The sequence below is a fragment of the Marivirga tractuosa DSM 4126 genome (assembly GCF_000183425.1).
GTDB lineage: Bacteria > Bacteroidota > Bacteroidia > Cytophagales > Cyclobacteriaceae > Marivirga > Marivirga tractuosa.
This window is the reverse complement of the sequence record NC_014759.1, coordinates 4,304,461-4,321,536: the sequence shown is the minus strand read 5'-3', so window position 1 is coordinate 4,321,536 and position 17,076 is coordinate 4,304,461. Positions and strand designations below refer to the sequence as shown.

Annotated in this window: 13 protein-coding genes; 10 read left to right on the top strand and 3 right to left on the bottom strand. The window is 35.5% G+C overall.

The window, feature by feature from the left end; translation table 11 throughout:
• Nucleotides 1-152: 152 nt before the first annotated feature.
• Entirely contained in the window at nt 153-2,195 is a 2,043-nt protein-coding gene (locus FTRAC_RS18195; protein WP_013455751.1) for a tetratricopeptide repeat protein, read from the bottom strand.
• A gap of 150 nt (nt 2,196-2,345) precedes the next feature.
• Between FTRAC_RS18195 and FTRAC_RS18190 the strand changes: the two genes are divergently transcribed.
• The gene (locus FTRAC_RS18190; protein ID WP_013455750.1) at nt 2,346-3,482 is read left to right on the top strand and encodes a BamA/TamA family outer membrane protein; all 1,137 of its coding nucleotides are present in this window, start codon (nt 2,346-2,348) and stop codon (nt 3,480-3,482) included.
• A 146-nt stretch (nt 3,483-3,628) separates the two neighbouring features.
• Here the strand turns inward: FTRAC_RS18190 and FTRAC_RS18185 are convergent, their stop codons facing one another.
• Both FTRAC_RS18185 and FTRAC_RS18180 read right to left on the bottom strand, forming a co-directional pair.
• Nucleotides 3,629-4,798 carry a hypothetical protein gene (locus tag FTRAC_RS18185; RefSeq protein ID WP_148230112.1) on the bottom strand — a complete coding sequence of 390 codons (1,170 nt, stop codon included), beginning with the start codon at nt 4,796-4,798 and terminating at the stop codon, nt 3,629-3,631.
• 249 nt (nt 4,799-5,047) lie between these two features.
• The gene (locus FTRAC_RS18180; protein ID WP_013455748.1) at nt 5,048-5,836 is read right to left on the bottom strand and encodes a DUF547 domain-containing protein; all 789 of its coding nucleotides are present in this window, start codon (nt 5,834-5,836) and stop codon (nt 5,048-5,050) included.
• Nucleotides 5,837-5,890: 54 nt separating this feature from the next.
• Between FTRAC_RS18180 and FTRAC_RS19525 the strand changes: the two genes are divergently transcribed.
• The 9 genes from FTRAC_RS19525 (at nt 5,891) to FTRAC_RS18140 (ending at nt 17,024) form a co-directional block, all read left to right on the top strand.
• On the top strand, nt 5,891-6,316 hold the full coding sequence (locus FTRAC_RS19525; RefSeq protein ID WP_049784216.1) for a glycosyltransferase: 426 nt from the start codon (nt 5,891-5,893) through the stop codon (nt 6,314-6,316).
• The gene (locus FTRAC_RS19520) at nt 6,303-6,632 is read left to right on the top strand and encodes a hypothetical protein (protein WP_049784214.1); all 330 of its coding nucleotides are present in this window, start codon (nt 6,303-6,305) and stop codon (nt 6,630-6,632) included. Before FTRAC_RS19525 ends, FTRAC_RS19520 begins: the two co-directional genes overlap by 14 nt.
• 298 nt (nt 6,633-6,930) lie before the next feature.
• On the top strand, nt 6,931-7,665 hold the full coding sequence (gene fabG, locus FTRAC_RS18170) for a 3-oxoacyl-ACP reductase FabG (protein WP_013455747.1): 735 nt from the start codon (nt 6,931-6,933) through the stop codon (nt 7,663-7,665).
• Between the two features lie 43 nt (nt 7,666-7,708).
• Complete coding sequence (locus FTRAC_RS18165) at nt 7,709-8,698, top strand: 3-oxoacyl-ACP synthase III family protein (RefSeq protein ID WP_013455746.1); 990 nt, start codon at nt 7,709-7,711, stop codon at nt 8,696-8,698.
• A gap of 45 nt (nt 8,699-8,743) precedes the next feature.
• Entirely contained in the window at nt 8,744-10,249 is a 1,506-nt protein-coding gene (locus FTRAC_RS18160) for a sodium/pantothenate symporter (protein ID WP_041650917.1), read from the top strand.
• Complete coding sequence (locus FTRAC_RS18155) at nt 10,239-11,723, top strand: AMP-binding protein (protein WP_013455744.1); 1,485 nt, start codon at nt 10,239-10,241, stop codon at nt 11,721-11,723. Before FTRAC_RS18160 ends, FTRAC_RS18155 begins: the two co-directional genes overlap by 11 nt.
• A gap of 265 nt (nt 11,724-11,988) precedes the next feature.
• Complete coding sequence (locus FTRAC_RS18150; protein WP_013455743.1) at nt 11,989-13,386, top strand: hypothetical protein; 1,398 nt, start codon at nt 11,989-11,991, stop codon at nt 13,384-13,386.
• 254 nt (nt 13,387-13,640) lie between these two features.
• The gene (locus tag FTRAC_RS18145; RefSeq protein ID WP_185094418.1) at nt 13,641-14,543 is read left to right on the top strand and encodes an alpha/beta fold hydrolase; all 903 of its coding nucleotides are present in this window, start codon (nt 13,641-13,643) and stop codon (nt 14,541-14,543) included.
• Nucleotides 14,544-14,564: 21 nt separating this feature from the next.
• The gene (locus FTRAC_RS18140; protein WP_013455741.1) at nt 14,565-17,024 is read left to right on the top strand and encodes a TonB-dependent receptor; all 2,460 of its coding nucleotides are present in this window, start codon (nt 14,565-14,567) and stop codon (nt 17,022-17,024) included.
• Nucleotides 17,025-17,076 lie beyond the last annotated feature (52 nt).

Sequence of the window (17,076 nt, the reverse complement as noted above, 5' to 3'; positions counted from 1 at the left end):
GGTGCAAAAATAATAGGATGAATCAGTTAAGCATAGAAAAAAGTGAGATAGCTTTTAATTTACTTACAATCAGATTGTTACGATGCAATCTTAGACCTTATAATCAAAGTTTTAGACTAAAATTGTCCATTTAAGTTTAAATTCCATCATTTTCAAGCAAAAAGTCTGAATCCAAAAACTAACATATCATCAACTTGTTCTTCTTCCCTCATCCATTCTTCAATAGTTTCTTTCACAATAACTCCCTGTGTCTCCATCTTTTTCATATGACTGCTGGACAGCAATTCCCTGAAATTTTTAATCATAAACTTCTTGTCTTTTTCACCTCCAAATTGATCTACATATCCATCGGAAAACAAGTAAAAGCAAGTATCGCCCACCAAATTAATTTCATGGACATCAAAATCTTTCACATTCTTGCCTTCATCAAAACCCATGGTCGTTTTATTGCCTTTAAGTTGATATAGCTGTTTATTTTGAATATAAATCAAAGAGTGGTTTGCTCCTGAAAACTGTACAGTGTTTTTCTTTTTATCCCAAACGCAGATCGAGATATCCATTCCATCTCGATTATCACTTTGCTCTTGCCTTAAAATATGAATGACACTAAGTTTTAGCTGTTTTAGAATTTCAGATGGTTGAGTAATACCTTTAAAATTCACAATATGGTTGAGCATATCATGTCCTATAAAACTCATAAAAGCTCCTGGAATTCCGTGGCCAGTACAATCTGCAACTGCAATAACAACTTTATCTGCTGAATCACTGTACCAATAAAAATCACCACTTACAATATCTTTAGGATTATAGTAAATGAAAAAATCCTCCAATTCTTTTTCAATTCTTTGAGGAAAGGGCAACAAAGCAGTTTGAATTCGCTTTGCATAATTAATACTGTCCGTAATATTCTTGTTTTTCTCTTCAATCAAATTATTCTTTCGAATTACATCAGTATTAATCGACTTAAGTCGTTCAGCTTGTGTTTCAATCTCTTCCCTTTGCTGGCGTATTTCCTCATTTTGGATTTTGAGTTGGGTATTAGCTTTTTGTTTTTGATTTTTGGCCCTGAATGTAATGATTGCAAAAACAATTAATATCACTAGCACACTTCCTATGGCTACATTAAGTATGCGCTGTTGTAAAATTTGCTTTTGTTTTAGCTCTTTATCAATTCTCAGGATTTCGTTTTCTTGCTCCTTTTTCTCCGACTCATAAATAATTCTAAGGTTAGCAATCTGCTTTTGCTTTTCCTCATCCATTAGTTTATTTTCATAAATGTAAGCGGAATCCTTATATTGGTAAGCTATTTGAAAGAGGCCTTTCTGATAGAAAATTTCTGATAGATTCTCGAATGATTTGATCTTCCATTTTAGGGAATTGATTTGATTTGCAATTTCTAATGCGGTTGTGGCATTTTCTTCGGCTAAATATAAATTATCAGTTGCAATATAAACTTCAACCAAAAAATTTAAATATTCCACTGCTCCTAAATAATCTTGATCCTCTATCAAATATTCTAAAGCCCTTTTAGTAAGTTCTATGGCTTTATTGTAATTCCCTTGCTGGTGATTTACCTTTCCTTGAACGCCCAAAGCATAAGCCATCCCATTGATATCCCCTAGCTGATTAAAGATATCATACGCTTGCTTTTCTAAATTTAAAGCTTTTTCATTTTCACCAGTTGCTTGATATACTTCTCCAATATTTAATTTATAGACGCCTGTACTCATGGCATACTCCGAGGAATCAATGAGATCAAGCGCTTTGGAATAGTACTTCTTCGCATTTGAATAGTCTTCCTGATTAAAATATAGGATTCCCAAACTATTAGAGGAATTCGCAACACCTTTAGAATTGCCCAGTAATTCATAATTCCTCAATGACTCTAGCAGGTTTGAAATTGCCTTTTCATAATCTCCCAAAACCGTATAAATAGCACCTAAAACATGTAAGGAAGCGGCCTTATTAGTAAAATCATCATTTTGTTCTGCCAATTTTAAGGCATCGTTAGCGTATTTCAGTGCTACATCAGGCTGCACCGACCTATACCCAATAGCTAAATCAAGATAAATGTCAATTTTAGTGCTGTCATTTGAAGTTTTAGCAATATTCAACAAGCTATCTACTTCCGAATTCTGGGCAAAAAGCGGAAACCCAATCAAAAGCAATAGGGAAAGTAATAAGATGTTTTTCATTTAGCCTTAAAAATCATTGAATTGGATGCTCTTTACATCCTTCCATAATTTCTCATTATATTTCGACTTGATTATAAAAATCAAAGTTGAATTGAAAATAATCTATAATTAACTGATTACAAAAATATAATTTTATCTATTTCAATATTCATGGAACAATCCTTTAAAAACTTTATATTTTCATTTTTTACTATTATTACCCTTAGCATATCTACTGCAGAAGTTGCATTTTCTCAGGATAACATCGACAAGAAAACAGTTGAATTAGACACCGCACTTTACGAAACGGACAAAAATTCCCTATTTCCATTACCAGTAGTTTATTATACACCTGAAGCAGGACTATTTTACGGTGCCAGTATTCTGTATAATTTTTTTACGAATAGAAAAAAACCAATTAATGCTAGCCAGATTCAATTGGCAGCTGGCTATACCACCAAACAGCAAACCTTAATATTCTTACCTTTTCAGATTTTCTGGGATCAGAACAAATGGCGAAGTATAGGGGAACTTGGGTACTATAATTACGCTTATCCTTTCTATGGTATCGGTAATAATGGTCAACAAGATGTGTATTCAACTTACAGAGCCAGCTTTCCAAGAGTCCGGGTTTTTCTTTTAAAAGAAACAGCTCCTAATTTATTTGTTGGGGGGCGCTATTGGTTTGAGAATTACGATATTATTGAGTGGGATAATTCAGGAGATTTCCAGCAAGAAGATTTCTCCGGTGGAACTTATAATAGAACCAGTGGATTAGGTCCCGCTATGATTTATGACACAAGAGATGCCGTATACTACCCAAGGGAAGGACATTATTTAGAAAGTTTTATAGAATTTAATCACCAATACACTGGTAGTACGCACAATTACACCGCTATTTCCTTTGACTATGCTTATTATTATTCTCCAGCTGACAAAACTGTATTAGCAGCCAATGCATTTTCTTGGTCGAATGTTGGGGACGTTCCTTTCAACCGATTGGCCCAATTAGGTGGAAATAAAAAAATGAGAGGGTATTTTCAAGGATACTTTCAAGACAACAATCTCCTTTTAGGCCAGTTAGAAGTACGGCAAGAATTGTTTTGGCGAATTGGACTGGCGGCTTTTGGCTCGGTTGGACAAACAGCCGAAACCTGGGGCGATTACGGAATGAACAGATGGAATTATGCAGGAGGTGCAGGCTTACGATTCACTTTCGATACCAAAAAGCATATCAATGTAAGGCTAGATTATGCTGTCGGGAAAGATAGCAATGGTTTTTATATTGCTTTTAATGAGGCTTTTTAAGACTTAAAATAACGATATGACGATATGGCTAAAAACTGTGGCGAGTTTAAACACCTTTCTTTCAGTCTAAGAAAAAGATAACAAATAGCAATAAGTTATCAATTAACTGAAAGCCCGCCATTGATTTTAGCTGATGTTAGGTTTATTTATTCTTTCTTGAATTTTTGGAAAATATTTAAAAGAGTCCTTCTCGGACTGGTTTCTTCTAGAAAAATATTGTAGTCGAAAAGTCTCACTTTTAAAATATCATTCTCTAATTCCATTATGTTTATAGGCTCTATATAAACTCTTTTCCCATATTCATCATTAATAGTTTGTTCAAATAAAATCAAATTACCATCGTTTCCAAGAATCCACCTTGCATTAGAATACTTAACTCCATCGATTAATATTTGTACACTGTCATTCTCATGAAATTGATATGTCAGGATTCCTTCAAATGGGATAAATTCATCAGTCTCAATTAGTTCGTTAGGAAAGTATTTACCGTATGTCTTATCTCTGGTGTTTTGGCTATGCCATTTTCCAATAAGCTTCGATTTAATTTCATTTAATCTTTGTTGACTAAAACTGCGTCCGAAATAATTTAAAGTGTCATTTATTCCTATTCCGAAATCTATTAGTGAATAACTGTTTGAATCTATTTCTAACAGTTGACTTATTTGTCTGTTGTTGCCTGTTCCAGATAATGGATCAGGAGCTTGGTATAGAAAATAATAATCTTTATATTTTTCAACTCCATATCCTTCCAATTGAATGTTAATGGCTGAATCACTGATCATTCTGTCTAGAATTGGATATCTATAAGACATAAAACCATTATCATAAAACTGAAAATCTGTTTGCCATCTCCTTTTATTTTCCTCTTCAATAGACCATGATTTTGACAAAAGTAGTTCAAGAACTTCATTCTGAGATAATTCTATATTTGTTTCAATTGGCCTTTCAAAATATGTCCAAAATGTATCAGGTCTATTAAAGTCTACCAATGTTAAATCGTATTCATTTAAACGGAAAATACTGTATTGTTTGCCTCCAAAAACTAGCAAGGAATCTTTTTTTGTTGTCCAATTTAAAATAGTGTCTTTAAATGCGAAGTTTTTAATGTTCAATACTCCTGATTCATTAAAATCAAATACGATGGGTTGTGGTGTTTTAAAGAAGCTGGAAGTATCATTCAGGTATAAATTATTTATTTCATAATCATATATCCAAACGCCAGAAATGTCAGAATTGATATCTTTATTCTGTCTACTTAAATTCACGCATCCAAAAAAGAGAATCGATAAAATAATTGTTAATATTCTATGTTGCATGAATCCAATTAAACCTAACAATTCGCTAAATCCACCCAAAGACGCCTTTAGCTTCCCAAGCTAATCTGCTCAATGTAACTTGATCAAGTTAAAAATATAAAATAAATTTAAACTAAATATAAAACAGGTCATTGATTTTTAGGAACTTACCCCAAAATATTGATAAACTTAAACAAAAAAACCCCAGCCAAAACTGACTGAGGGAATTTTAAACCATAAACCATTAAACTACGATCTTAAATAAATCCGCTATTGAAGCTCTATGAAATTACCTAAATCCAATGTCCAATCGTAATCTTTATAATTCACTTTTGGATCAGCATCTTCAGGTATACAGTCATATTTCTTTAGGAAACCGATTACTCCTCCTCCATCGGAGAAATCACCTTTAAACCAACTGAAAAGTGTGGTAACATATACCTCATCTTCACTCTTATTATAATCAGTAGTTCTTTTTAAAAACTGTCGGGTAATTTGATCTAGCTCTTTGTCTAATTCATAGGCACTATAAACTGCCACATAAGGACAAGAAGTGGCACCACAATTCAAAGCAAAATGTATTCTACCATCGGCATCATCTACTCTAAATTGCTTCTCCAATTTGCTAGCAAAAGGATCATTTAGAAAGCCCATTGATAACTTAACCTTTGAACCACGGATTATTCCATGCTCAATAAAATCCAAGCTTAACAGCTCTCCTCCTACATTGACCTGATCTGCTTTGAAGAAAGCACCCCTATCATCAAAAAGTGAAGGGTCATCAGTTAAAATGATTTGTACATAGGCATTGTAAGTATTAATCCAGAATGCCTTGATCTTTTGATCCGTATCTAGAGACTCTGCCAACTCTTTTAAAGGTAATGCTTTGTATTCATTAACATATTTTTGATAATCTCCACTGTTTTTAACTGCTGATATTAAATTCATGCTCAATCTCACGAACTCATTGGGTTCTTTATTGATTTTACTTTGTCCCAGACTTGAAAAGGAGAAAAAGACTAAATAAAAACTAAATAGAGTAAGGCTAAATCTTTTCATTATTGTTATTTCGTAAGTGATTTCAATCTAAGTACGCAATATTTTAAATTACAGATGCCCGAAACCCAGAATAATAAAATAACTGTCATTATTCCGACATTAAACGAAGCGGATAATATTGGTAAATTAATCCAGTATTTGAAGCAATGTGGACAAGAACACCTAGCTGAAATAATTGTTTGTGATGCCGGAAGTGAAGATGCTACGGTTTCAATTGTTAAAGAAAATGAAGCGCAAATCATTCAATGCAAGCAAGCCAGTAGGGCCCACCAAATGAATGAAGGAGCAAAAATGGCTACCGGAGATATTTTGTATTTTGTGCATGCAGACGCAAAGCCACCAAAATCTTTTGCAACTGATTTAGTCAGATACATCAATAAAGGGCTTGATTTTGGTTGTTATAGATTCAAATTTGATTCAAAACACCCATTCTTGGCAGTTAATTCTTTTTTGTACCCGTTTCAAGGTGCTTTGGTGTAGAGGTGGTGATCAAACTTTATTCATCAAAAAAGATGTGTTTGAATCCAATAACGGCTTCAATGAGGAATATGTAGTAATGGAGGATTTTGAGCTGATCAAAAGGCTATGGAAAAAATATAAGTTTGGCATTATCCCGAAATCTGTTTTGGTTTCCGCTCGAAAATATGAGCTCAATAGCTATTGGCAAGTAAACATGGCCAATTTAAAGATCTACAAAATGTTCATGAAGGGTTTTCATCCTCAAATTTTGAAAGAAAAGTATCATCAGTTGATAAAACATCCAAAAGAAATAAATAGTCAACCCCTGTTTAAATAGTTTATTTAAGCTGCTATATCATCTTTGTTACCCCCTTCAGGTGTTTTCACCTTAAAATATCTGTGAGACAAATTAAGCCAAAATAGTAGTTGTTTAGGTGAAAACACCTAAACATGAGAGGGTTAAAGAGGCTATTTAGGTAAAAATTCATTAATAGGAGAAGAACAAAACAACCTGATTAAATTCAGTCACTAATTGTATAATAATATCGATAATAGTCAACCCCTCTAATTTAAACCTACATATTGAGCTATAAGCCCTTATTACCCAATTTGCTTTCCAAAATTAAACGACATTTATGGAAAGACTAAAAGATAAAGTAGCGGTAATTACTGGTGGTGCCAATGGCATTGGAAAAGCTACTGCTCAAAAATTTATAACTGAAGGTGCTCAAGTTGCCATTTGGGACATCGTAAAAGAAAAAGGCGAAGAGACTGCTAAAGAGCTTGGCAATAATACCAAATTCTATCAGGTAGATACTACCTCTTTTGACCAAGTGGAAAAAGCCGCTCAGCAAACTCATCAAGATTTCGGGAAGATAGATATCTTGATTAACAATGCGGGTATTACCCAAGATGCAACTTTAGCCAAAATGAGTATCGAGCAATGGCAAAAAGTATTGGATGTAAATCTAAACGGAGTTTTCTACTGCACCAAAGCCATCTCTCCTTTTATGGTGGAGCAAGCTTACGGTCGCATTGTCAATGCTTCCTCCGTGGTGGGAATCTATGGTAATTTTGGACAAACTAATTACGTTGCCACCAAAGCCGGGGTAATCGGCATGACCAAAACCTGGGCCAGAGAATTGGGCAGAAAAGGCATTACAGTAAATGCCATCGCCCCAGGCTTTATAGCTACCGAAATGGTCAAAAGCATACCGGAAAAAGTGATCAATATGTTGGAAGGGAAAACGCCTTTGGGCAGATTGGGCCAACCAGAAGAAATTGCTAATGCCTATGCATTTTTAGCATCTGATGAGGCATCTTTCATTAGTGGCGCCACGCTCAGTGTTGACGGGGCAGTTACCATCTAATATTGATTTTTCCAAAACCATCTTAACCAGACTTTAAAAAACTATGAGAAATGCAGTGATAAGCGGAACTGGATCTTATGTCCCGAAAAGGTTATTGAAAAACGACTATTTCAATGAGCTTTTAGGAGAAGATGTAGATACATGGCTCCGTGAAAATTTAACCATCAAACAAAGATATTGGTGCGATGATGATGAATCTACCATTGACTTATGCGAGCAAGCCGCTCTAAAAGCATTGGAAAGTGCAGGAATCAGAGCTGATGAATTAGATCAAATCATTATTTCAACGGATACTCCCGAATATATTTCCCCTGCTACTGCCTCAGTGTTACAATATAGGCTTGGCGCAACCGGTGCAGGCACTTTTGATCTCAATACTGCCTGCGCTGGATTTGTTACCGCCATTGACACCGCATCAAAATACATTATTGCAGATGAACAATATCAAAATATTCTTGTGATTGGCGCCTATGCCATGAGTAAATATTTGAATAAAACAGACAAAAAAACCGTCACTCTTTTTGCGGATGGTGCTGGTGCGGTAATTTTAAGTGCAGAGGAAAATACTGATAGTGGCTTTTTAAATGCACATCAATTTACACAAGGGCAATATCATGACTGGATGGGAATCTATGCAGGAGGAACTGGCTGTCCAGTGAACCATAATGTAGTGGAAAGCGGAAAACATCAACTACAGTTTGTGAAAAAATTTCCCAAAGAACTGAATCCAAGCATGTGGACAGAAATGAGCCAAAGAATGGCAAAAGAAGCTGGCATTGACGTAACAGCAGTCACCAAATTTTTTATGACTCAAATAAATATTAACAGTATTTACGAAATGTTGGATAATTTAGGCTTGGAAAAAGACAAAGCTAAATACATTATGCATAAATATGGCTATACGGGCTCGGCTGCAATTCCAATGGCATTAGATGAATCTTTCCGAAATGGAGAAATTAAAAAAGGGGATGTCATTTTTATGATTGGTTCAGGCGGGGGACTATCCTTTGCCGGAGCCGCATTCAGACTATAATTTTTAAACTTAGGTATGGTATTGAATATAAACTTTTTATTAGGAATGATTCCTGTAGCAACGGCAACGGTCATTTTGTTATCAGTCTATGCTATCGCGGTTATTTATTTGGTTTTTAAAGGCTTTAGGCAAACCCAAGACATGAGTGATTATGCTGTAGGTAGCGTATCCTTTTCACCTGCTTTTGTGGGATTATCCTTAGCTGCCTCTATGACTAGTGCCGCTACTTTTATTATCAATCCAGGTTTGATAGGAACTTATGGTATTAGTGGATTTATCTCCTATGGGTTAGCATTACCCATTGCGGCTGTCTTTTCGCTTATTTTATTAACCAAAGGATTTCGAAAATTCGGTAGTAAAGTATCCGCACTCACCATGGCACAATGGATGGGAAACCGCTATCAAAGCAAAGGTCTTTCTTTATTTTTTGCTTTCCTTTCTTTGCTTCTCATCACTTTTATAGTTCTGATTTGCGTGGGCATTAGTCAGGTGCTATCCAAAGCTTTGGATGTGGATGCTGTATGGGTATTAACGGGCGTAGTGGTCTTTATTTTTGGCTATATGATGTTTGGCGGTGCCAATTCCATGGTTTACACCAATGCTATTCAAGCCATTTCCATGTTGATAGTAGCCATTGTTTTAATTGGTTCCGGTTATGAATATTTGGAAGAAGGTATCAATGGTTTTATGGAAAAGCTGAATACTATTGATCCATTGCTGACCAAGCCACTCAATCCCGAAAGTCCCATTTTCAGAGATTATTTTGAAATTATCTTTTGCCAGATGGTGGTAGGTATTGCCATTGTTTGCCAGCCTCACATCCTGACTAAATCTTTACTTTTGAAAAAGGAAAGTGATGTAAACAGATATTTGATTGTAGGTTCAATCGTTCAATTTCTATTTTTCCTGGTAGTGATTGCTGGTCTATACGCAAGAATTGAGTTCCCTAACCTCATGGCTGATGGAAGCCCAATAGCGCCTGATGGACTCATTTCTACTTATGTAGTCAGTAAATTTCCAGTCTATATCAGTATTGTGATAATTTTCGGGTTGATTTCTGCCGGCATGTCCACTTTGGAAGGTTTAATCCAAAGTTTGAGCACTACCATCACTTCTGATATATTATTGAAAATAAGTCCGATGAGCATAAGGGAAACACTAACTAGACCTAAAACCGGAATGTTGGTGAATAAATTAGTGATTATTCTATTGGCAGTGGTCTCCTTTATATTTTCTTATCAGCAATTGATTAATCCGAATATGAGCGTGGCTATATTTGCTCAAAATGGAGTTTATGCTTATTTCTCTTGTGCATTTATACCCGTTTTATTCGGAATGTTTTTACAAAGGACAAATCCAAAAGCAGTTTATTTGGCTGCTTTCACTGCCTTGATTGTGTATTTTAGCATATATTACGGAGGTTTAACCCCATACATGAAAGGCGATGTAAAAAATCCGGCCATATCTTCTGCTATTGCCATTATCAGTTCAACAGCTATCGGATTAATTTTTTATTTTGTATTACCAAAACAAGCAAAAAATGAAATGTGATTGGTTTGAAAAATGGAGTACTTACAGCCCCAATAAACTAGCGGTTAAAAATATTGAGAGTGGACTGGGGTATGATTATAAATCTCTTAATCATGGGGCCAATGCAGTAGCTAATATATTTGAAAAAGAATATAATTTGACCAAAGGAGACCGATTATTGGTTCTTGCCGATTTCGATGCTGAATATGTGGCCTTGCTGGGTGTAGCCCAAAAAATGGGGATTATTTTAGTTCCGATTAATTATAGATTAAGTGCAAGTGAAATAGCTTTTTTGGTTCAAAATTCAGAACCAAGCCTCATTATTGTAGCCGAAGAATACAGAAGTTTATTAAATGAGGTTCCAAAATTATTGCAAGAAAAAGTAATTGCCTTTTCCCAATATGAAAACTGGCTAACTTCTGCATCAAAAGAGCAAACGGCTGAATATACGTCAAAACCTTTAGAGGAAACACATCCTGCATTTATTCTATATACTTCCGGCACAACTGGGCAACCAAAAGGTGCCATTTATACTCATGGCATGATGTTGTGGAACAGTATCAATACGGCTATCAGATTGAAAATCAGCTCAGATGATATATATTTAAATGTCATGCCTCCATTTCACACTGGTGGATGGAATGTGCTCACTGCCCCTATTTTACATTTTGGAGGTACACTGATTATGATGCCAAAATTTGATTCTGAAAAAGTATTAGAGGCATTAGAAAAAGAGGAAATCAGCATCAGTATGCTAGTTCCCACTATGGTGAGAATGTTAAGTGAAAGCGAAAATTTTAAACAGACTGACTTTAGCCAGTTGCGCTATATGATAGTGGGCGGTGAGGCTTTACCCATTCCATTAATCGAACAGTGGAACGAACAAGGCGTGCCTATTCGACAAGGATATGGATTAACAGAATGTGGTCCCAACATCACCTCTCTGGAAGCAGAAGATGCCATCAGAAAAAGAGGATCTATTGGTTTCCCTAACTTTTATGTGGACACAAAACTAATGGATGAAAACGGAGTGGAAGCAGGTCCGACTGAAAAAGGTGAACTTTGGATAAAAGGCCCGATTGTTACGCCAGGCTATTGGAAAAACCCTAAAGAAACTGAAAAAGCCATAGTGGATGGCTGGTTTAAAACAGGCGACATCTTAAAAAAAGATGAGGAGGGCTATTTGTACGTGGTGGACAGAATTAAAAATATGTATATCTCAGGTGGAGAAAACGTATATCCGGCCGAAGTGGAGAAATGCATTTTAAAACATCCTGAAATTAAGGAGGTCTGCGTAATTGGAGTGCCACATGAAAAATGGGGTGAAGTAGGAAAGGCCTTTGTGGTATTTAAAAATGGAAGAAAAGAAGTATCCGATATTACCGCCTATTGTATTAAGCATTTAGCTAAATATAAAGTACCGAAGCATTTCGAGGTGATAGAGGAGTTGCCTAAAAACGATACGGGGAAGATTAATCGGAAATTGCTAAGTTAGCCCCTCCCAGTTTAGGTGTTCTCAGGTAAACAAACGCCCCCCTTTCCCATGTTAAGGTGTTTGCACCTTAACAACTGCATAATTGGCTATGTATTTATAACAGAAGTTTGCAGGAGAAAACACCTGCAAGGGGCAGTGGGGCCACATAAAAAGAAACTTCAAAAGTCAGCAAGAAGTTAATCAGATCAAGGATTTGATTTAACGTATAAAATAACTTAATTTTCATGGCTGTAGTATTTAGGTTTAACAATAGTTCACTACCCTTTTGAAAAAACAAAAACTTAAAAAATTTAATGAATTCATTCAGGGACTCTTACCCCATGAAACTACCTACCTATTAAATAAACAGCAATTTGCTGACCCAGACAATTTAGTAATCCTAAAACAAACGCATGAAAAAGTGGCGGGAGTAACTCCACAACCCGATTTTTCAACTCATATCGACAAAAGAAAATATTCCCGCATGATTCAATGGATCAGCGAAAATTTGAATAATGCGGATGTAGATAAAGAATTTGACCAGCTGATTGAATTGGAAAAAAAATTAATGAATGATGCCATCAACACCGAAGATGAGCAGATTCTTCTGACCATTATTAAAAATACTGATACTTCCCATTATTATTTCATGAAGCGCTTCGAATTGGCTATGCATTTATTGAATTACCTATTGGTCAGGATGCGCCACAAAGAATATAATGAAGCAGTTAATTTTGTCAATCGATATAAAAACAATTATGACCAATCCCGATTGGTTTACGGAAGAATTCAGGAAGCTACTTTTGACATTACCAATCAATATACCTTTAACGATAAGGATTCAAAGCAATGGGAAAGTTGGCTATTAACCATCTTTCGCGACCCCATGATGGATGGAATGAATCGCTATTACGCTTTAGTCCGACTAATATTTCTTTACTACAATTACAACCAACAGGAGAAAATGGAAAATCTCTTCGAGGAAGTTGAACCCCTTTTAGAATCCGGAAATTTCTATAGTAAAAGGATCTTAATTAACTATTACGGAAATCGATTACTTTTTCACAGTAAAGCTAATCAATTGGATCTAGCAGAAAAATATGGCTATTTATCCATAAGAGTTGAAAACAGTGATTTTTTGCATTATGTCAATAATCTCAATACAGTTTTACTAAAAAAAGGCAAAACCCCAGAAGCGCTTAACCTCATGAAAGCAGCTTTCCCTCAAGCCAAGAAAAGTCCGAATTTCCATCATCGTGTTAGTTTTGTGGCCTCTTACGTTCGCTGTCTCACGGATTCAGAGGAATTGAATAAGGCTATTACACATGCAGAAATTTTTCTTTCTGCTTACAAAAAAGAATTACTAGAGCATAGATGGCATTTTTTCTTCACTGTATATTTCAGAGCTTTATTTCTGAAAGGACATTACAGAAAAATATTGCAGTACATCAACAAATTCAAATTACTAGAAAGAGAAGCTAAGTATTTACAAAAAATAAGTTCGGTAGCCACTTTGGAATGGTACTATAATGCAGCATCTTATAAAAGTGAAAAAATAGAGTTAATTGCACTCAAGGAATTCTCAAAAAACTTCCTAAAGACTTACGATAAAATCAGTAACCGTAGCAAAGCAGTAAATGAATTATTAAAAGATACCCAAAAAGTAATTCCTGAACTGTTCTAAAATCTAAAAGTCGCACCCTTTTATAACTAAAAAACACACCCTATCTAATTTCAATTAGTACTTAAACCCATTTCTCACTTCAATAGTCAACCCTCATTTAATATTATTCTTCATTTGGTTTGAATTAAGCTTTCATAGATTAGCAAAAGCGATTTAGAGCAAAGTTAATTTTATTTAAATGGAAAATGAAAGTACATTATTCTTACAACAAAAAGAATCTCACCTTAAGTGTTATTCTTCTAATAATCATAATCATGGGCTTAATCTCTAGTGATGCTTATAGTCAAGCCCAGTTTGACGCCTTGGACTATCCTTTTGAAATGAAGGAAGCAAAGTTGTCAGGGAATAAGACCATGGCTTATGCGGATTTAGGTGATGGCGAACCCATTTTATTCATTCATGGATTAGCAAGCTATGCTCCTGCTTGGAAATATAATATCAATGAGCTGTCTAAATCCTATAGATGTATTGCTGTTGATTTAATGGGCTATGGGAAATCCTCTAAGGGGAAATATAATGCAGACCTGAGTTTTCATGCTCAATTTCTATTTGAGTTAATGGAACAATTGGACATTGCTTCTTTCCATATTGCAGGACATTCAATGGGAGGACAAATTGCATTGAAAATGGCTATTAAACATCCGGAAAAGGTAAAGTCATTAATGCTAATGGCTCCTGCAGGAATTGAAACTTTCAGCGAACAGGAAAAAGAAATATTTAAAAATTCCACTACAGCCGAAAGCATTGCTCAGGTTTCCGATGAGCAATACCGCATCAATCTTTCATTGAATTTTTATGAAATGGATGAAAGGGCTGAATTTATGTATTCAGACAGGATGAAAATCAAATCTGATGGACAATTCATGGATTATTGCCATGTAGTAGCAACAGGAGTGATGGGCATGTTGAATGAACCCGTATTTGAGCAATTGGGAGAAATCAAACAGCCTACATTGATCTGCTATGGCCAAGAAGATCGGTTAATTCCGAATACCTATTTACATAAAAATTCAAATACCGAATTAATTGGGAAAACAGCAGAAGAAGAAATTCCTAACAGCCAACTGGAAATGATACCTCAAGCCGGTCATTTTGTACATTTTGACCAACCTAATAGAGTAAATGAAATCATGAAAAACTTTTTAAAAAACAATTAAACCACTTAATATACGACTACTATGAAAACGATAATTACAATTTGCATGAGTATTTGTCTTTTTTGGGCAAATTCCTTGTTCGCACAACAGACCATCACTGGTAAAGTACTAGATGGAGACACGAACGATCCGTTACCAGGTGTTAATGTCATGATTGAAGGAACACAAGAAGGTGTTTCAACCAAAACGAACGGAACTTTTGAGTTGAAAACCTCAAGAACTGATTTCACATTGGTTTTCAGTTTTATCGGTTTTGAGACCATCACAAAATCAGTCAAAGGAACTACTGATTTAGGAACAATTACTATGAAGCCATCATTGGTATATCTTTCTGAACAAGTAGTAGTTTCAGGCACAAGGCGAGCTGAGAAAATCACAGAGACTCCCGCAACGATTCAGGTAATTGATTCAAGACAAATCAATGAACTCCCTTCTTTCAATGCAGGTGAATTATTATCTAGGGTAAAAGGAGTAGAATTTGTTCGTTCCGGTGTAATTGGAACTGGCGTTAACATCAGGGGTTTTAACAGTAACTTTAATGCCAAAAACCTTCAGGTAAATGATGGTAGATTTGCTACTTTGGTGGCTACGGGATTGCCATTTGGCCCGCTATCAACCAACATAAAAGAAGATATTGATAGAGTAGAAGTAATACTTGGCCCAAATGCAGCACTTTATGGACCTAATGCTCACAATGGCTTGGTAAACACTATTATGAAAGACCCAAGAACTTCTGAAGGTACAACAGTTGCTTTGGGAGCCGGAAATCAAAACATGTTTACAGGGAGGTTGAGACACGCACAAAAAATCAATGATAAATTGGCTTTCAGAGTATCAGGCGAATATACACGAGGAACAGAATTTGAATATGCTGACTCTGTTTATATTACCAGAACTGATAATGAAGGAAACGCTTATAGAAGAGGATATGAAGAATTGGAACTAGATAATGATTTCGAATTTTTAAGAGGTAATGCTTCTATGGTTTATGAAGTGGCTGATAACGCAGAATTAGTAGCAACCTGGGGTGGAAGCAGTAGTACTTACCTAGCACCAACTAACGTGGGAAGAAATCAAATCAAAGATTGGAGAATTAATCACTACACCCTAAAATTTATTTCTGATAAATGGTTTGCTCAAGCTTATTTAACTACTAGTAAAACAGATTCCACTCATTCATTGGATGATAGAACTAAAGCTTACTATGCAGCCATAGATGCGGGTGTAGCAGAAGCTGAAGCAAGAGGTCCAATGTCCTACCAAACTGGTGCTTTATTTATTGATGATTCAAGAAGATTCAATGCCGAAATTCAGCACAACAACAGTATTGGAGATTTGGATATAGTAGTAGGTTCTCAGTTTCAAAGAGATATGGCCAACAGCCATGGCACTTATTTATTAGATGAAGATGAAAATGACTATATCACTATCAATCAAATAGGATTCTATACTCAATTGGATTACAAACTAGGTAACGGCATTAAATTAACAGGAGCCGCCAGAGGGGATTACCACCAGATTTACGAATTCAATTTTGTTCCAAAAGGAGGTATAGTAAAATCATTTGATAATGGAGCAGTAAGATTGACCTACAGCAAAGGAATTGCAGCTCCAACTATCCTCAATATGTATGGTGATTTATTCAGTGGTCTTATTTTAGGAAATGCAGAAGGATTTACTTTAGCAGATGGAAGTATGGTTGAACCACAAAGAGTTGAACAAATCCAAACCATTGAAGTAGGTTACAAAGGAAAACCTAGCAAAAAATTATTTGTGGATGCTAATGCATATTACAATATGTCCAAAGATTTCTTGAGTCCAGTGACAGTCGTTGGAGTGACCACTCAAAGAGGTGACACGCCTATTGAAGAAGTACAATCAGGTTATGGTGCTTATGGCGGATTGGTTGCTACCTACATCAATTTCGGTCAAGTAGACACCTATGGCTTCGATTTAGGAATTAACTATGCTTTATCAAATACTTTAAGTTTGAATTTTAATTACTCCTACTTCGATTATTCTGTTGATGAAAATAATATGGAAAATGATTTTAATAATGACGGAGTAGTCAACAAACTTGATGTATTGGTCAATTCACCTAATAATAGAGCTGGTTTTGGTCTAAACTATTCTGGAAGTAAATTCTTCGGGACTGTATTTACACGGTGGGTAGAAGAGTTTGATTATTTCTCTAGTTTCCAAATTGCAGCTAAAACACAGGATTTAACTTACCGAGGTACTCCGATCGTGGAAGATGCAAGAAGTACTGATTCATGGAATTATGGGCCATTGGGTGGATTTGTGAACGTTGATGTGAGTTTAGGTTATAGAATAAATGAGAAATTCACTGTATCAGGTCAGGTGACCAATTTATTTGATGCAGAAATCAGAGAGTTCACAGCCTCCCCTTTCATTGGGAGATTATTCAATTTTGAATTTAAAATGAACTTACCTCCTATTGGTAGTAATAAACAATATTAAAATCATTACAACCAACCTTCACTTAAAAGACTGCTATAAATAGCAGTCTTTT